Genomic DNA, 15279 nt, shown 5'->3' with positions numbered 1-15279 from the left:
AAAAGAGAGATCATACCGACTTGTCTTGCTACTGATTTATTATCAGGAACCACCCATTTGGTTTCAAGGAAGTATCAAAGCCATGGTCGCACGCCTCTTCAAAATGCCCAAGCCACATAGTGGCGACGAGGTGGCGACCAGGCATGAATGGATCCATCCATTTGTTGAGCTGTTCACGATCATTTGTTTTTTGATCAATTTCTTGTCGGCTCTGGTGCCAACGCCCCTCTACAGCAGTTGGATTCTTTTTGCCGCTAGCGCCGCGTATTTTGCGCTTTGGATGGGGTTTCGTCTGGGGGCCTCAGCCGCGTGGACGGTGCACTTGGTCACCCTGATCGGCAGCACAGTCTGCATCTACATCATCAGCAAGACCGGCGGCACGGTGTCTGTGGTGATGATGATTTATGTCGGTTTGGCCTGGATGCCGTTTTTGTTGTTGAACCTGAAATCCGCTGTGGCATGGTTGGTCGCTCAAGTCAATGCACTGTTGCTCATTTTCTTGGCCTCGCAAATGGGTTGGATCCAAACGCAGGCTGCGATGACGGCCGACATGGCGTATTGGAATTTCTTCATCAAAATCCAAGCAGCCTTGGGGCTGATATTGATTTTGGACTTTTTAGCCCGTGCAAGGCGCCAACAAATTTCTGCATTGGTACAACGCGGACAAGAATTGCAGTCCTTGCATGCAGAGCTCATCCGAGCACAAAGCCACAAGGATGAATTCATCGCATCCGTGGGCCACGAGCTGCGCACACCCATGAATGCTATTTTGGGTTTAAACAGTGTGCTCAAGGACCAGATCAAGGACGATGCAGTTGATTTGCGGCGCGTGAACTTGATTCGTCAATCGACCCAGCATCTCTTGACCGTCGTTAATGACATCCTGGACTTTTCACAGCTGCAAGCTGATCGAATGGTTCTGTCACCACAAATCATGGCTTTGAAACAACATGGGCTCGCTCAATTTGAGCGTTTGCAACACCGTGCGAGTTTGAAAAAAATCGACAGCCACTGGGTGTTTGATGACAAATTGCCAGCTTGGGTGTCATTAGATCCCAAACGGTTTGCACAAACCATCGACAATTTGCTTGAAAACGCACTGAAATTCACCCACGAAGGCAGCATCTGTCTGCGCTTTTTGCACATCCCCTCGGGCTTACGGGTTGAGGTGCAAGACACAGGCATTGGCATGACCGATGAGCAAATGGGGCAAGCCTTTGGTCGATTTGAAAAAACATCCTCCCCGGCGATCAAGATCTACGGTGGAACAGGCTTGGGCTTGTCCATTTGCGAAAAACTGGTTCGGTTGCAAGGGGGCCGCATAGGCGTTCAGAGTCAATACAACCAAGGCAGTCTGTTTTGGGTGGAAATTCCTCTCACGCCAGTCGCCGAACCTCTAACGCCAATGTCTGCGCCCCAGGTGGGCCTGACGACCCGTTCGCCAAACCACTTTTTGATTGTTGACGACCACCCTGTGAATCTCATGGTGGCCCAACAAATGGTTGAAAAAACCTGGCCGCAGGCCAAAGTCAGCACCTGTCCATCGGGCCGGTTAGCGCTTCAATTCCTCCAAGAACATGATGATGTGGACATGGTCTTGCTCGACATGTTCATGCCCGACATGGATGGCTTGGCTGTGGCCAAGGCCATCAGGCAACGGCCAGCGCCCGGCAACAAAGTAGCCATCTTGGGTTTGACTGCCAGCAGCAATGCAACCGACCATGTGCTTTGCACAGAAGCAGGCATGGATGGCTTGGTCCTCAAGCCATTGGAACGGGACGAACTCACCCTTGGCGTGGGGCGAGCCCTGCAATCTTCTGGGCAAACCCCATGAGCAACAAATTCAATCCACCTGAGTTTGTGTATCGCTTGCCGCCCCGTATGCGCGAAAGGCACATGCTGTTGTTGTATGTCATAGGCTTGGTGTTCATCCTTGCCATCATGTTGTTGGGTTTCTTGACGCCGTCTTTGGCATCTGAAGCCAGTCGTTACGGCGGCATTGCAGCCATCAGTCTGACTTTGATTTTGTTAACGATTGGCGTGCCCTTGAATATCGGCCTGTCTTTGGCGGCGGTTTATATCGCGGCTGATGTCACTTGGTTGGCATGGTCAAGCCAAGGCATTTATTCTCCCAGCATCAACTGGCTCTACATCATTCCGATCTTGATGTCACAGATGGTGGGGCGACGCGCAGGTTGGTTGTGGACCGGCATCATTGCCTTGTTGTTTTTGTTCATGACGGTGGCCACCCATCAATCATGGTTGCCGCAGATGACCAACTACGATAAATCTCACGAGGTCTATGGTCTGGTGGTCTATGTGGTGACCACGGCGAGTTTGATTGGTGTGAATTTGTTTTACCAAGGCTTTGCCAATGAAACGATTCAAAACATCAAAGACCGCAACCATGAACTGGAACTCAAGCGCCAAGAGTTACAAGCCATATTGGATACACGCGACCAGTTCATCGCTTCGGTGAGTCATGAATTACGCACACCCATGAATGCCATCATGGGGTTCAACGAATTGCTGAAAGAACACCAGGCCAACAACCCCAAGGTTCAGGAAATCTTGAACCTGACCCATCAATCCGGCGAGCATTTATTGACTGTCATCAACGATGTGCTGGACTATTCACAATTTCAGTCTGGCAAATTGGGGATTCATCCAGAAGCATTCGTCTTGAGCCAGGTGGCTGACAGCGCTTCGGGTTTGTTTGTCACCCGCATCAAAAGCATGCGATTGGCTTTTGAACAAGAAGTCGACCCCAACTTGCCCATCTGGATCCTGGCAGATCGCCACCGCCTGATGCAGGTATTAGTCAATTTGCTGGGCAATGCGATCAAGTTCACTCAGCAAGGTCATGTCAAGTTGCGCATCACAAAGCAGCAAGAATTGATCCGCTTTGAGGTCGAAGACACCGGGATTGGCATCTCCCCCGAGCAACAAGCCCTGGTGTTTGAACGTTTCTCCCAAGCCACTGCTCAAACCCAAGATCTTTATGGTGGCAATGGCTTAGGCTTGGCCATCTCCAAGCGCTTGATTGAGTTGATGGGCGGCGCAATCGGCGTACAAAGCACATTGGGTGTGGGAAGTTGTTTTTGGTTCACGCTGCCACTGATTGAAGCCTTGCCTGCGCAAATCAAACAAGACGCCGACAACTCTGGCACCTCGGATTTCCATCAACGAGCTTGGCGTTTTTTGATTGTGGACGACATGGCCATCAATCGATTGTTGTTGAGACAAATGCTGCAAATGGCCTGCCCGAATGCCAGGATCAGCGAAGCAGAACATGGCTTGTCGGCGCTGGCCATACTGAAAATTTCATCATTTGATTTGATATTCATGGACATGGTCATGCCACAACTGGACGGCATAGAAACCAGCAAACGCATCCGCCATGAAATGACGGGCCCCGATCGCTACACACCCATTCTGGGGTTGACTGCGAATGTCAATGCGATTGATCGAGAACGCTTTATTCAAGCCGGTGCCGATGGCTTTTTGCTCAAACCGTTTGACCGCAAAGTGCTGATGGAAACCACAGAACGCTTGCTGCTGTCATCAAAAAAAACGCCAGCCTCCAGCTGATCCAGCAACCGATAATCGCTTCAATAACCGGGCTTGGCACCAGCACGACGTTTGGCAAACAAGCCTGCGGTGCGAGCACCCTGTTTTTGAAACCGTTCACGCCGAGCCACTTTGGGGTCCACCCGCAAACCGCGCAATACCTCCACACGGTCGGTGGGTTTGAGCACCTGGTCTGTTGACACCGGTTTGCCCCAAACCGCGACTTGCCAAGCATCACCGTGCCAAACCCAGTCAGCATTCAAGGTTTGCATATGTGACAAGGCTTGAGCCACCGTGGCACCTTCAGGCGCTTGCCACTCGAATGCGCGAATGTCGCGTGCTGCCCATCCCAGCAGCAAAGTAATGTTCATCGGGGATAGACCACTTCAGCACGCTTGACAAAAGCATCCACCAAGGTGGCGGCAATGCGGTCAAACACTGGCCCCACCAAGGCGCCAAACACGGAGTCAAAACTGTAGGAGAGTTTCAATTCCACCCGACAGGCTTGTTCCTCACCCAAGGGGATGAAGTTCCAGACGCCATCGAGTTGTTTGAACGGACCGTCAATCAAAGAGAGTTGCACCTGGCGGCCCGGGACATGGGTGTTGCGGGTCGTGAAGCTTTTGTGCAAACCACCAAAGGCCATGCCAATGCGGGCGGTCATGCCCTGCTCTTCCAGATTGAGAATGTGGGTTTGATCACACCATGGCAGAAACTGCGGATAAGACGCGACATCCACCACCAAGTCAAACATTTCTTGGGCGGTGAACCAGATCAATACGGACTTCTCAACGGTTTTCATAGAATGGGGCTTGCGCCACGTTGGCACCAAGGGTCATTGTAAAGACCCGATTGACGATCTAAACCCTTTCCATGGCCAGCAAAACTGCACCCCAAACCCGTATTGCGGACAACAAAAAAGCCGCCTTCAACTATTTTTTCGAGGAACGCCTGGAAGCAGGCATGGTGCTCGAAGGATGGGAGGTGAAGGCTGCACGCGAGGGCAAGGTGCAACTCACCGACGGCTATGTGGTGATTCGCAATGGCGAGATGTTTGTCATCGGTTGCCAAATCAACCCTTTGAAAACCGCCTCCACCCATGTCAACCCGGACGCCATCCGTTCACGCAAACTGCTGCTGCACAAAGACGAGATTCGCCGCTTGATTGGCAAAGTCGAGCAAAAGGGTTACACCTTGGTGCCGCTGAATTTGCATTGGAAAAACGGCCGCATCAAATGTGAAATTGCGCTGGCCAAGGGCAAGGCCGAGCATGACAAACGGGACACCATCAAAGACCGCGAAGGCAAGCGCGAGGTGGAACGCGCCATGAAAAACAAAAGTCGTTGAGGGTCACACCTCGAGGTGTGCACGACCAGCTTCCATCACCAAACGTTGGTCGCAGCGCTGACTCAATGCGCGGTCGTGGGTCACCATGACCAAGGTCGTGCCAAGCTCTTTGTTCAACTCAAGCATCAGTTGCATCACCTTTTCCCCGGTGGCGTGGTCCAAACTTCCAGTGGGCTCATCGGCCAACAGCACGTCGGGTTTGACCACAAAGGCCCGCGCCAAAGCCACACGCTGTTGCTCACCACCACTCATCACCTTGGGGTAATGGTTTAAACGCTCTGCCAAGCCCACACGGACCAGCATGTCTTTGGCAATGGGCCTGGGATCGGGGTGTCCGGCCAATTCCAAAGGCAACATGACATTTTCAATGGCTGTGAGCGGTGCCAGCAATTGGAAACTTTGGAAGACAAAACCAAGATGTTTGGCCCGCAAAGCGGCGCGTTGGTCCTCGTTCAGCGCAAAAACGTTTTGACCGGCGACATGAACGGATCCTTGCGTGGGGGTATCCAAACCCGCCATGATGGCCAACAAGGTGCTTTTCCCCGAACCAGAGGCACCCACAATCGCCAGGGTTTGCTGTGGCAACAAAGTGAAATTGATATCGCAGAGAATCTCTAAGGTACCGGTGGCATCGGTGACGGATTTGGAAACGTGAGAAACCGCGATCAAAGGTGAGGACATGCTGTGAAATCAGTGTTGAAACGTAGAGACTTTAACGTGCAATGTATCGCCCTGGGTTGGTTGGCTGGAATATCCATGTCTGCTGTGGCCTCACCGACCTCTCGCCTGCTGGTGGTGGGAGACTCTTTGAGCGCCGAATACGGCATCGCACGTGGAACTGGTTGGGTGGCGCTGCTGGATGCGCAACTTCAAAAAGACCATCCCAACTGGCAAGTGGTGAATGCCAGCATCAGCGGCGACACCACGGCGGGTGGTTTGGCCCGACTGCCCCCATTGCTCAAGCAGCATCAGCCTCAACTGGTTGTGATTGAACTCGGTGGCAATGATGCCTTGCGTGGTTTTTCTTTGAAGAGGACCGAAGACAACCTGGTGAAAATGATTCGCGCTTGCCAAGCCATCAAAGCCAAGGTGCTGTTGGTGGGCATGCAAGTGCCGCCCAACTACGGCGCAGCTTATGCGTCAGATTTCACGCGCTTGTTTGCCCGCATCAGCAAACAACAGCAAACCGCTTTGGTGCCGTTTTTGCTGGCGGGGGTGGCGGATGACAAAGACCCCACGGCCTTGTTTCAAGCCGATCGCATTCACCCCAAAGCCGAAGCCCATCCGCGCATCTTGGCCAATGTGTGGGCGGTGTTGAAGAAAATGCTCTGATGTCCTTGCACCCTGTGTCGGCCACCGAGGCCATGCAACGCATGGCCTTGCCCTCTGGGACCGCTGGTGCCTTCAGTTGCATCATCGATGCGCGCAGCGAAGCGGAACACGCCCTGGACCATTTGCCGGGGGCTGTGAACTGGCCTTCCCTCACCAATGAAGAACGCATCCGGGTGGGCACGATTTACAAACAAGAAAGCGCTTTCGAAGCCAACAAGGTCGGCGCCACGCTGGTAGCTGCCAACATTGCCCGTCACCTTGAACGTGAAGTGATGCACTTGCCCAAAAGCTGGCAACCGCTGCTCTATTGTTGGCGCGGCGGCAAGCGCAGTGCTTCCTTGGGTTTGGTGCTGGGTCAAATTGGCTTCAAAGTGTGGTTGATAGAAGGCGGCTACAAAGCGTTTCGAGCGGCCATGGTTGAAGACATTGCAACGCTGTCTCAGCAGTTCAGGTTTGTGGTCGTGGCTGGTCCCACCGGTTCTGGCAAAACCCGCTTGCTCCATGCTTTGAAGGCCGAAGGCGCACAAATTTTGGACCTGGAAGACTTGGCTCAACACCGCAGTTCAGTGCTGGGACGCATCCCCGGTCAGCCCCAGCCCAGTCAAAAACAATTTGACACCCGGATTTGGAACCAACTGCGTCAGCTGGATCCGCAACGCAGCGTGTTTGTGGAGGCTGAAAGCAAAAAAGTGGGCAATGTCAGCGTGCCTGAAGCCTTGGTCGAGGCCATTCGGTCCAGCCCTTGCATTGATCTTCAATTGCCCGAAGAAGAACGTGTGCAACTGCTCTTAGAAGACTATGCCTATTTCGCGCAAGACGCTGATTTGTTTTGCAAACGCTTGGACGTACTGACGGCTCAGAAAGGTCGTGCTGTGGTGACGCAATGGCAGCATCAAGTGCAAGCGGGTGACACCGTGAAGGTGGTGCACGATTTGTTGAAACAGCATTACGACCCGACCTATGCCAAGTCGGTGCAACGCAATTTTTTGCAGTTTGAAAAAGCCCAACAAGCGGTCTTGGTCGATCGCCATGCGCCCAGCCTGCAAGCCTTGGCGCAGGCCTTGAAGCAGCGCTACCCTTGAGGCCAGGCCTGATGCAGGGCTTGTGCTAAGTCGGCGATCAAGTCTTGCGGGTCTTCCAAACCCATGGCCAAACGCACGAAGCCACCCGCCAGCAATTCTTCGGACGCATGTTGGCGCATCTCTTTCAAGTCATAGGGCACGACCAAGCTGATGGGGCCTGCCCAGCTGTAAGCCAGCTTGAACAGCTTGAGGGCATTGCAAAAAGCATCAACTTGCGCTTGGGGGATGCTGGGTTGAAACCGCAAACTCAGCAAGCTGGCTGCTGCGCCGCCTTCGTGCACCGCAGCAGTGCTGGGCGCGTCAGCTGCACACAAACGCCGCCAGTGCATGTGTCCAGGTGAGCTGGCCACAGCGGGATGCAAGACTTGGGCAAAGGCTGCTTGATTCAAGCACCAAGAAGCCACGGCACGGCAGGTGCGGTCTTGGGTGGCATAACGCAAAGCCATGCTGGGCAAGGAGCGCAACACCAACTCCACATCATTGCCTGCCACGCCAAAACCCATGCGCATGTGACTCAACTTCAAGCTGCGGGCCAAATCATCATGGCAAGTCGTGACGCTGCCCATCAACACATCACCACCACCGCTGGGGTACTTGGTCAGGGCATGAACGCTGATGTCCACACCCAGGCCTGGCTCCACTGCAAATGGCTGAAATGCCACGCCTGCGCCCCAGGTGTTGTCTAATGCTGTTAACACGTCGTGTTGCCTACAAACCTTCAAAAGACCTGTCAAATCCGGGAACTCCAAGGTCACCGATCCCGGCGCTTCCAACCACACCAATTTGGTGGCCGCCGTGATGCGCTGCGCCAAATCCGCCGGGTTCATCGGGTCGTAAAACTGGTGGCGAATGCCCCAAGCGGACAACTCGCCTTCAGCCAATGTTTTCAAAGGGCCATAAGCGTTGTCAGGCAGCAGCAGCTCGTCGCCCGTTTTCAAGAAGGCCATGTTCACTTGGGCCAAAGCTGCGAGTCCGCTGGGCAGCAGGATGCAATGTTTTGAACCTTCCAATTGGCACAAACGCTCTTCCAAGGTGAAGCTGGTGGGTGTGCCGTGCAGGCCGTAGGTGTAGCCGGACTTGTCCAGCCATTGGCGTGTGCGCATGTCCTCGACGTTGTCGAAAAACACCGACGAGGCTTTGTGAACTGGAATTTGGGGCGACGCAAAATCGCCAGGGGCTTGGTAAGAGTGGTGGATCAGGTCGGTGATCGGCTTCATGCCATCAGACCCGCCACTTCTCCAGCAAGTTGGCCGGTCGCGTGGTGTCGTAAGCCTCAAACGGCTGGTGAATCCAAGGGTTGGTGGGCAGGTATTCCACCGAGAAATCAGGGGTGAAGCTGGACACGCCTTTGGTCCAAATCACGGCACTGCGAAGTTCGGTAATAGGGCTGTAATTGTTTTTCAGGAGGTCGATCACGGCATTCAAAGTGTGACCCGAATCGGCCAAATCATCGACCAACAACACACGGCCAGCGATTTCACCTTTTGGCGTGGTGATGAAGCGAGCAATGTCCAAATGGCCTTGCACCGTGCCGCCATCCGAGCGGTAAGAGCTGGTGGACATGATGGCCAAGGGCTTGTCAAAGATGCGAGACAACACGTCACCGGGGCGCATGCCACCGCGGGCCAAACACAAAATGGTGTCGAACTCCCAGCCCGACTGGTGCACCTTGATGGCGAGTTTTTCAATCAGGTTATGGTACTCGTCATAGGACACATAGAGGTGTTTACCGTCTTCAGTCAACATGGCTGTACTTTCAGGGAGAGGTTGGGGTTAATCGTGGAAGGGATGGCGCACCATGATGGTGTGATCGCGGTCCGGACTGGTGGAAATCACGTGAATAGGCACGCCCGTGATCTCGGCGATGCGTTCCAGGTAATGTCGGGCTTGGACTGGCAATTTGGCGTAGTCTGTGACACCCACCGTGCTGTCGCTCCAGCCGGGCAAGGTTTCGTAAAGGGGTTCACAACGTGCAATGTCATCGGCCCCCATGGGCAGGATGTCGATGGTTTCACCATCGAGTTTGTAGCCGGTGCACAGCTTCAGTTCTTTCAAGCCATCAAGCACATCCAATTTGGTGATGCACAAGCCACTCAAACCATTGACTTGCGCACTGCGCTTGAGCAAAGCGGCATCGAACCAACCACAGCGGCGGTAACGCCCAGTGGTGGTGCCCTTCTCGGCTCCCACGGTGCTCATGTGCCAACCGGGCGTGCCTTCCACGTCCCAATCGAGTTCGGTGGGGAAAGGACCGCCACCCACACGGGTGCAATAGGCCTTGGTGATGCCCAAGATGTAGTGCAACAAGCCAGGACCCACGCCAGACCCTGCTGCAGCATTGCCTGCCACACAGTTGCTGGAAGTGACAAAAGGATAGGTGCCGTGATCGACGTCCAACAAGGTGCCTTGCGCCCCTTCAAACAGCAAGTTGCTGCCCGTATGGTGGGCGTCATTGAGTTCGCGCGACACATCGGCCATCATGGGCTTCAAGAGTGCCGCGTGTTGCATGGCTTCGTCATACACCGCCTGAAATTGCACTTGCCCGTTGGCCATGTAGGGCTTCAAACCATCGCCAAAATTGAATTTCTCGGAGCCCAAAAAAGTGGTCAGCACATGGTTGTGCAAGGCCAACAGCTCACGCAACTTGCTGGCAAAGCGATCGGGGTGCTTCAAGTCTTGCACCCGCAAGGCGCGGCGTGCAATTTTGTCTTCATAAGCCGGGCCAATGCCGCGTCCTGTGGTGCCAATTTTTTCAGAACCACCTTGCTCGCGGGCGGCTTCTCTGGCGACGTCAAGTGCTGCATGGAACGGCAAGATGAGCGGGCAAGACTCGCTGATGCGCAAGCGTGAACGCACTTCGACACCAGCTTTTTCCAAACCCTCAATCTCTTCAAACAATTTGGCAGCAGACAGCACCACACCATTGCCGATGTAGCACTTGATGCCGGGGCGCATGATGCCACTGGGAATCAGGTGCAACGCGGTTTTGACACCGTTGATGACCAAGGTGTGACCAGCGTTGTGGCCGCCTTGAAAACGCACCACGCCTTGGGCGCTTTCGGTGAGCCAATCGACCAGCTTGCCCTTGCCCTCGTCACCCCATTGGGTACCCACCACCACCACATGCCGTCCGTGCTTTGTACTCATGGATTCATCAACTCAATGTCATTGTTGTCGCAAGGGTTGGACCGTCCAACCCCCTGAGGTGTCGACGAGTTCACGGTCGCATTCGAACTCGTCAACTTCGCTGTCATGGCCGGGCAACATGCAGACCACGGTGTGTCCTTGTGCTCGGAGTTGGGCAATGGTGGCGACCAGCACAGCATCGTCTCGCCAAGGGGCGCGAATCGCGGCTTGAGGCTGGGGATGCGGCAATAGGCCCACCAAGGCCTTGATGTCCAAACTGAAGCCCACGGCAGGACGTTTGCGGCCAAAAACAGCGCCAACCTCGTCATAGCGTCCACCTCGTACCAAGGCATCGCTGGACTCGGGCACAAACACCGAGAAGCGCGGGCCACTGTAATAGGCGTAACCACGCAGGTCAGCCAAATCGATGCTGACCGGGTGATCGATATGGGAAGCCAACCAAGCCAACTGGTCCAATGCCGTCAACACTGCGGGCCAAGCGGCAAATTGAACGCGGGCTGTTTGCAACACACTCAGGTCGCCGTACATCTGCACCAAGGCTTGTAAAGCTTGCCCCAGGGCTTGTGGCAGTTGCGCCGTCAACTCACGCATGGCACTGATATCTTTGTGTGTCAGCGCATCCGTGATGGCCTTGGTTTGATCAGCAGACAGCGATTGGCCTTTGAGCAAGGCGGGCAAGATCCGTGCATCACTCAGGTCAATGTGAAACGAGGCCAAGTGACTGGCACGCAAGCATTGCAACGTCAGTTGCAAAATTTCCAAATCGGCTTCAAGACCAGCATGGCCATAAATTTCAGCGCCCAATTGCAAGGGCTCGCGGGTGGCATAAGGACCCAATGGTTTGGTGTGCAGCACCGGGCCGCAATAACAAAGCCGGGTCACCCCCGCTCGGTTGAGCAAATGGGCATCAATGCGAGCGACTTGCGGTGTGGTGTCGATGCGCAAGCCCAAAGTGCGACCAGAAAGTTGGTCAACCATTTTGAAAGTTTGCAAATCCAAACCGGCATTGTTGCCTGACATCAGCGATGCCAGATGCTCGAGCATGGGCGGCATGACCAGTTCATAGCCAAAGCCTCGGGCTGTGTCTAAGCACAGGCGGCGCAATTCTTCAATGTGCCGGGCCTCTGAGGGCAATACATCCGCAATATGATCCGGCAAGACCCAGGCAGCCATGAAATGTTGAAGTGCTGTTAAAAAAGAGATTCTACTGGTCTGTCACAAGCACGCCACCGTGGCCGTGCTTATTTTTTGGCAGTACCGGCAGAGCCCGAACCCCGCATGGCTTTGAAGAAGTCGTTGTTGGGGTCCAGAACCATCACATCTGTCTTTTTATTGAAGCTGGATTTGTAGGCCTCAAGGCTTTGATAAAACTGCGCAAACTGAGCATCACGGCCAAAAGCTTCCGAGTACAGTTTCGCCGCTTCAGCGTCGCCTTCACCTTTGATTTTTTGCGCATCACGGTAGGCATTGGCCAAGGTCACTTCGCGTTGACGGTCGGCATCGGCGCGGATTTTTTCCCCTTCAGCACCACCGGTCGAGCGCAATTCATTGGCAACACGCTTGCGTTCGGCTTCCATGCGGCGGTAGACGGATTCGGTGATGGTGTCGACATAATCGGCGCGGGTGATGCGCACGTCCACCACATCAATACCCCAAGGGTTGTTGCTGCCTTTGACGATCTCCAACACTTCGCGCTTGACGTCAACCATCAACGCCTCGCGCTTGAGTGACAAGAGGTCTTTCACCGTGCGTTTGTTGATCTCTTCTTGAAACGCATTGCGCACCACGCGCGTGAGTTGCTGTGCACCCGCTCTTTCATCCAAGCCGACATTTCGAATGTATTGAGACGGATCGGAAATGCGCCAACGAACATACCAATCAATCACCATGCGTTGCTTCTCAGCGGTCAACATGGGTTCTGAATCCACATTGTCCAAAGTCAGCAAACGTTTATCGATGAAGTTGACGTTTTGAAAAGGTGGTGGCAGTTTGAAATTCAAACCTGGCTCGGTAATGACCTTTTTGATTTGCCCCAAAGAATAAACAACGCCATATTGCCGTTGGTCGACCACGAAAATGGTGGAACTGAGAAGCAACAATGCCAAGAGGAAAGACGAGACGTAAAGACCTAGTTTGTTCATGATGTTCTCTTAGCGTATGTCGCGGTCACGTTGACGGCTGTCTCTGCTGCGGCTGTCAGACGACGATGAGTTGGGCGCGATGGGTGTGGGCAGATCCACGCTTGCAGGTTCGCTTGGCAGGCTGATGGCGGGTGGATTCACGCCGTTCATCTGCATGATTTTGTCCAAAGGCAGGTACAGCAAATTCGAACCTTGCCGAGACTCGACCATGACCTTGGTGACATTGCCATAGATCTCTTTCATCGTGTTGATGTAGAGACGATCTCTGGTCACCTGAGGCGCTTTTTGGTATTCCGCGTACAAGGATTTGAAGCGCTGGGCATCACCTTGCGCTTGCGCCACGATGCGCGACTTGTAGGCATCGGCCTCTTGCTTCAAACGTGAAGCAGAACCAACTGCACGAGGAATCACGTCATTGGCATAGGCCTCTGCTTCATTTTTTGCGCGTTCACGCTCTTGTCCAGCCTTGAGCACATCATCGAAGGCCGCCTGAACTTGCTCTGGCGGACGCACACCGCCTTGTTGCAAGTTGATGCCAACCACTTCAATACCCACGTTGTAACGATCCAAGATGGTTTGCATGATGGCGCGAACACGCGGTGCGATTTGCTCCCTGTCCTCAGACAGGGCCGCATCCATGCGCATTTTGCCCACCACTTCACGCACCGCTGTTTCTGCAGCTTGCATCACGGCATCCGTTGGATTTTTGCTTTCAAACAAATAGGCCCGCGCATCGGTGAGGCGGTATTGCACTGCAAATTTGATTTCGACGATGTTTTCATCTTCGGTCAGCATGGCTGATTCACGCAGGCCTGTTGCCTTGATGACGGTATCTCGCCCAACATCCAATGAACGAATTTGTGTCACAAAAACGACTTCATGGCGCTGGATTGGAAAAGGCATTCGCCAGTTGATACCTGCACCTGCAGTGCTGTGGTAGCGGCCAAATTGTGTGATGACGGCTTGTTGGCCCTCTTGCACGATGAAAAAACCCGAACCGAGCCAAAGCAGAAACACCACGCCAGCCACGGCAGCCAAACCAGTTCCAGCATTCTTGAAAGGAGGCTGAAAACCGCCACCGCCGCCGGGGGGGCCACCTTGTCCTCGCTTGCCAAAGAGTTGTCCGAACTTTTGGTTCAAATCTCGCCAAAGTTCATCCAAGTCGGGGGGGCCTTGTGGGGGGCGGGAGGGGCGGCGTTGCTCCTCTGGGCGGGGAGGCTGCTGCCCATCGTCAGGCGCGTTGTTGCGTGCGCCTGCTGGATCATTGCCATCATCACCGCGGCCCCAACGCCCATCGTTCAAATTGAACGTGCCAAGCACGCTCTGGAATGCGGCCTTGAGTCGGGTCATGGCGAGCCATGACCATTGATAAAGCCCGTTGAAAATGGGCCATGCCCTGGATTTGATATTCATTTTTGATCAGTCAATTGGATGCGGCAAGCCCCCATTGTGCCTAAAGCCAAATGGGTCGATTTATCCGAGGGCTTCATGGTCCAACTCGGGGGTCTTCAAAGATGCAGCATGGGCTTGCGCCTGCTGGAGCAAACGTTGGCGCAATGTGTCCAAATTCAAGCCCGATTGGGCACTCATGAAAATACGGGGCACAGCCAGATCGTCCAGCATGTACATGTCTTGTAGCAAGCGCGGACGCTGGCTGTCTTCTAAAGCATCCATTTTGTTGAAGATGAGCAGCTGGGGAACGTCTGCGGCACCAATGTCTGCCAGCACGGATTGCACTTGGGCGATTTGCTCTGGGTAGCCCGGGTGAGATGCATCCACCACATGCAACAGCAAGTCGGCCGAGGTGGCTTCTTGCAAGGTGGCCTCAAACGCATCCACCAATCCATGCGGCAAATCGCGGATGAATCCCACGGTGTCAGACAAGGAAATGTGGCTGCCCTCGCCCTCGTCGTTGTTCAAATACAGCTGGCGCGTGGTGGTGTCCAGGGTGGCAAACAATTGGTCGGCCGCATACGCCCGGGCTTTGACCAAGCTGTTGAACAAGGTGGATTTGCCTGCATTGGTGTAACCCACCAAGGAGACATTGAACATTTGTTGGCGCTCGCGTTGACGTCGCTGGGTGTTGCGCTGGCGCTTGACTTTTTGCAGGCGATCGCGGGTGCGCTTGATGGACTCGCCAATCATGCGACGGTCCAACTCAATTTGCGTTTCGCCCGGGCCGCCACGCATGCCAATGCCGCCGCTTTGACGCTCTAAGTGCGACCAGCGACGAACCAAGCGAGTGCTCAGGTATTGCAACCGGGCCAATTCCACTTGCAATTTGCCTTCGTGGCTGCGGGCACGCTGGGCAAAGATTTGCAGAATCAGCATGGTGCGGTCATTCACCGGCAAACCCAGGGTCCGCTCTAAGTTGCGCTGTTGGGCGGGGCTGATGGCTTGGTCAAACAAGACTTCGGTGGCGCCATGCAGCAGAGCCAACTCTTTGATTTCTTCGGCCTTGCCAGTACCGACAAACATGGCTGCATCCGGTGCTTTGCGCTTGCAGGTGAGCCGCGCAACAGGGTTCAAACCCGCCGTTTGCGCCAATTGCGCCAATTCATCGAGTTCGGTGTCGAAATGCGGCAAGCCAAAATCCACGCCGACCAGCAAGGCGGTGGCAGTTGAAGCGTCGTCTGGGTGATTCAAGTGAACTGGGCGGT

At 54.3% G+C, this 15279-nt stretch carries 15 protein-coding genes; 5 read left to right on the top strand and 10 right to left on the bottom strand.

The window, feature by feature from the left end; translation table 11 throughout:
• Nucleotides 1–214: 214 nt before the first annotated feature.
• Entirely contained in the window at nucleotides 215–1834 is a 1620-nt protein-coding gene (locus AC8GFP_RS01125) for a hybrid sensor histidine kinase/response regulator (protein WP_506609429.1), read from the top strand.
• On the top strand, nucleotides 1831–3591 hold the full coding sequence (locus AC8GFP_RS01120) for an ATP-binding protein (RefSeq protein WP_506609427.1): 1761 nt from the start codon (nucleotides 1831–1833) through the stop codon (nucleotides 3589–3591). Before AC8GFP_RS01125 ends, AC8GFP_RS01120 begins: the two co-directional genes overlap by 4 nt.
• A gap of 20 nt (nucleotides 3592–3611) precedes the next feature.
• Here AC8GFP_RS01120 and AC8GFP_RS01115 read toward each other — a convergent pair whose 3' ends face one another.
• Complete coding sequence (locus tag AC8GFP_RS01115; protein WP_506609426.1) at nucleotides 3612–3941, bottom strand: RnfH family protein; 330 nt, start codon at nucleotides 3939–3941, stop codon at nucleotides 3612–3614.
• On the bottom strand, nucleotides 3938–4372 hold the full coding sequence (locus tag AC8GFP_RS01110) for a type II toxin-antitoxin system RatA family toxin (RefSeq protein WP_506609424.1): 435 nt from the start codon (nucleotides 4370–4372) through the stop codon (nucleotides 3938–3940). The genes AC8GFP_RS01115 and AC8GFP_RS01110 overlap by 4 nt, the downstream gene beginning before the upstream one ends.
• A gap of 71 nt (nucleotides 4373–4443) precedes the next feature.
• Between AC8GFP_RS01110 and smpB the strand changes: the two genes are divergently transcribed.
• The gene (gene smpB / locus AC8GFP_RS01105; RefSeq protein ID WP_506609422.1) at nucleotides 4444–4917 is read left to right on the top strand and encodes an SsrA-binding protein SmpB; all 474 of its coding nucleotides are present in this window, start codon (nucleotides 4444–4446) and stop codon (nucleotides 4915–4917) included.
• A 3-nt stretch (nucleotides 4918–4920) separates the two neighbouring features.
• On the opposite strand, the gene AC8GFP_RS01100 is transcribed toward smpB, so the two are convergent.
• On the bottom strand, nucleotides 4921–5598 hold the full coding sequence (locus AC8GFP_RS01100) for an ABC transporter ATP-binding protein (RefSeq protein WP_506609420.1): 678 nt from the start codon (nucleotides 5596–5598) through the stop codon (nucleotides 4921–4923).
• 75 nt (nucleotides 5599–5673) lie between these two features.
• On the opposite strand from AC8GFP_RS01100, the gene AC8GFP_RS01095 reads away from it, so the two are divergent.
• Both AC8GFP_RS01095 and mnmH read left to right on the top strand, forming a co-directional pair.
• Nucleotides 5674–6249: an arylesterase gene (locus tag AC8GFP_RS01095; protein ID WP_506609418.1), complete on the top strand. Its 576-nt coding sequence runs from the start codon at nucleotides 5674–5676 to the stop codon at nucleotides 6247–6249.
• Nucleotides 6249–7331: a tRNA 2-selenouridine(34) synthase MnmH gene (gene mnmH, locus AC8GFP_RS01090; RefSeq protein WP_506609416.1), complete on the top strand. Its 1083-nt coding sequence runs from the start codon at nucleotides 6249–6251 to the stop codon at nucleotides 7329–7331. The genes AC8GFP_RS01095 and mnmH overlap by 1 nt, the downstream gene beginning before the upstream one ends.
• Here mnmH and AC8GFP_RS01085 read toward each other — a convergent pair.
• From AC8GFP_RS01085 to hflX, 7 genes are all read right to left on the bottom strand, one after another.
• On the bottom strand, nucleotides 7322–8548 hold the full coding sequence (locus AC8GFP_RS01085) for an aminotransferase class I/II-fold pyridoxal phosphate-dependent enzyme (protein ID WP_506609414.1): 1227 nt from the start codon (nucleotides 8546–8548) through the stop codon (nucleotides 7322–7324). The genes mnmH and AC8GFP_RS01085 overlap by 10 nt on opposite strands.
• A 4-nt stretch (nucleotides 8549–8552) precedes the next feature.
• On the bottom strand, nucleotides 8553–9077 hold the full coding sequence (locus AC8GFP_RS01080; protein WP_506609412.1) for a phosphoribosyltransferase: 525 nt from the start codon (nucleotides 9075–9077) through the stop codon (nucleotides 8553–8555).
• Nucleotides 9078–9104: 27 nt separating this feature from the next.
• Nucleotides 9105–10478 (bottom strand): adenylosuccinate synthase, encoded by a 1374-nt coding sequence (locus AC8GFP_RS01075; protein WP_506609410.1) that lies wholly within the window; start codon nucleotides 10476–10478, stop codon nucleotides 9105–9107.
• 18 nt (nucleotides 10479–10496) lie between these two features.
• Nucleotides 10497–11651, bottom strand: coding sequence for an ATP phosphoribosyltransferase regulatory subunit (locus AC8GFP_RS01070; RefSeq protein WP_506609408.1), 1155 nt, complete (start codon nucleotides 11649–11651; stop codon nucleotides 10497–10499).
• Between the two features lie 68 nt (nucleotides 11652–11719).
• Nucleotides 11720–12619 carry a protease modulator HflC gene (hflC, locus tag AC8GFP_RS01065; protein ID WP_506609406.1) on the bottom strand — a complete coding sequence of 300 codons (900 nt, stop codon included), beginning with the start codon at nucleotides 12617–12619 and terminating at the stop codon, nucleotides 11720–11722.
• A 9-nt stretch (nucleotides 12620–12628) separates the two neighbouring features.
• A complete protein-coding gene (gene hflK, locus AC8GFP_RS01060; protein WP_506609404.1) occupies nucleotides 12629–14032 on the bottom strand; it encodes an FtsH protease activity modulator HflK in 1404 nt (467 codons plus the stop codon).
• Between the two features lie 60 nt (nucleotides 14033–14092).
• Complete coding sequence (gene hflX, locus AC8GFP_RS01055) at nucleotides 14093–15265, bottom strand: GTPase HflX (protein WP_506609402.1); 1173 nt, start codon at nucleotides 15263–15265, stop codon at nucleotides 14093–14095.
• Nucleotides 15266–15279 lie beyond the last annotated feature (14 nt).

Origin of the sequence: Limnohabitans simekii (SeqCode) (assembly GCF_965234735.1) — a bacterium.
Classification (GTDB): Bacteria; Pseudomonadota; Gammaproteobacteria; order Burkholderiales; family Burkholderiaceae_C; genus Limnohabitans; species Limnohabitans simekii.
Note: the sequence above shows the minus strand (reverse complement) of the source record. Positions and strands in the feature narration are given on the sequence as shown.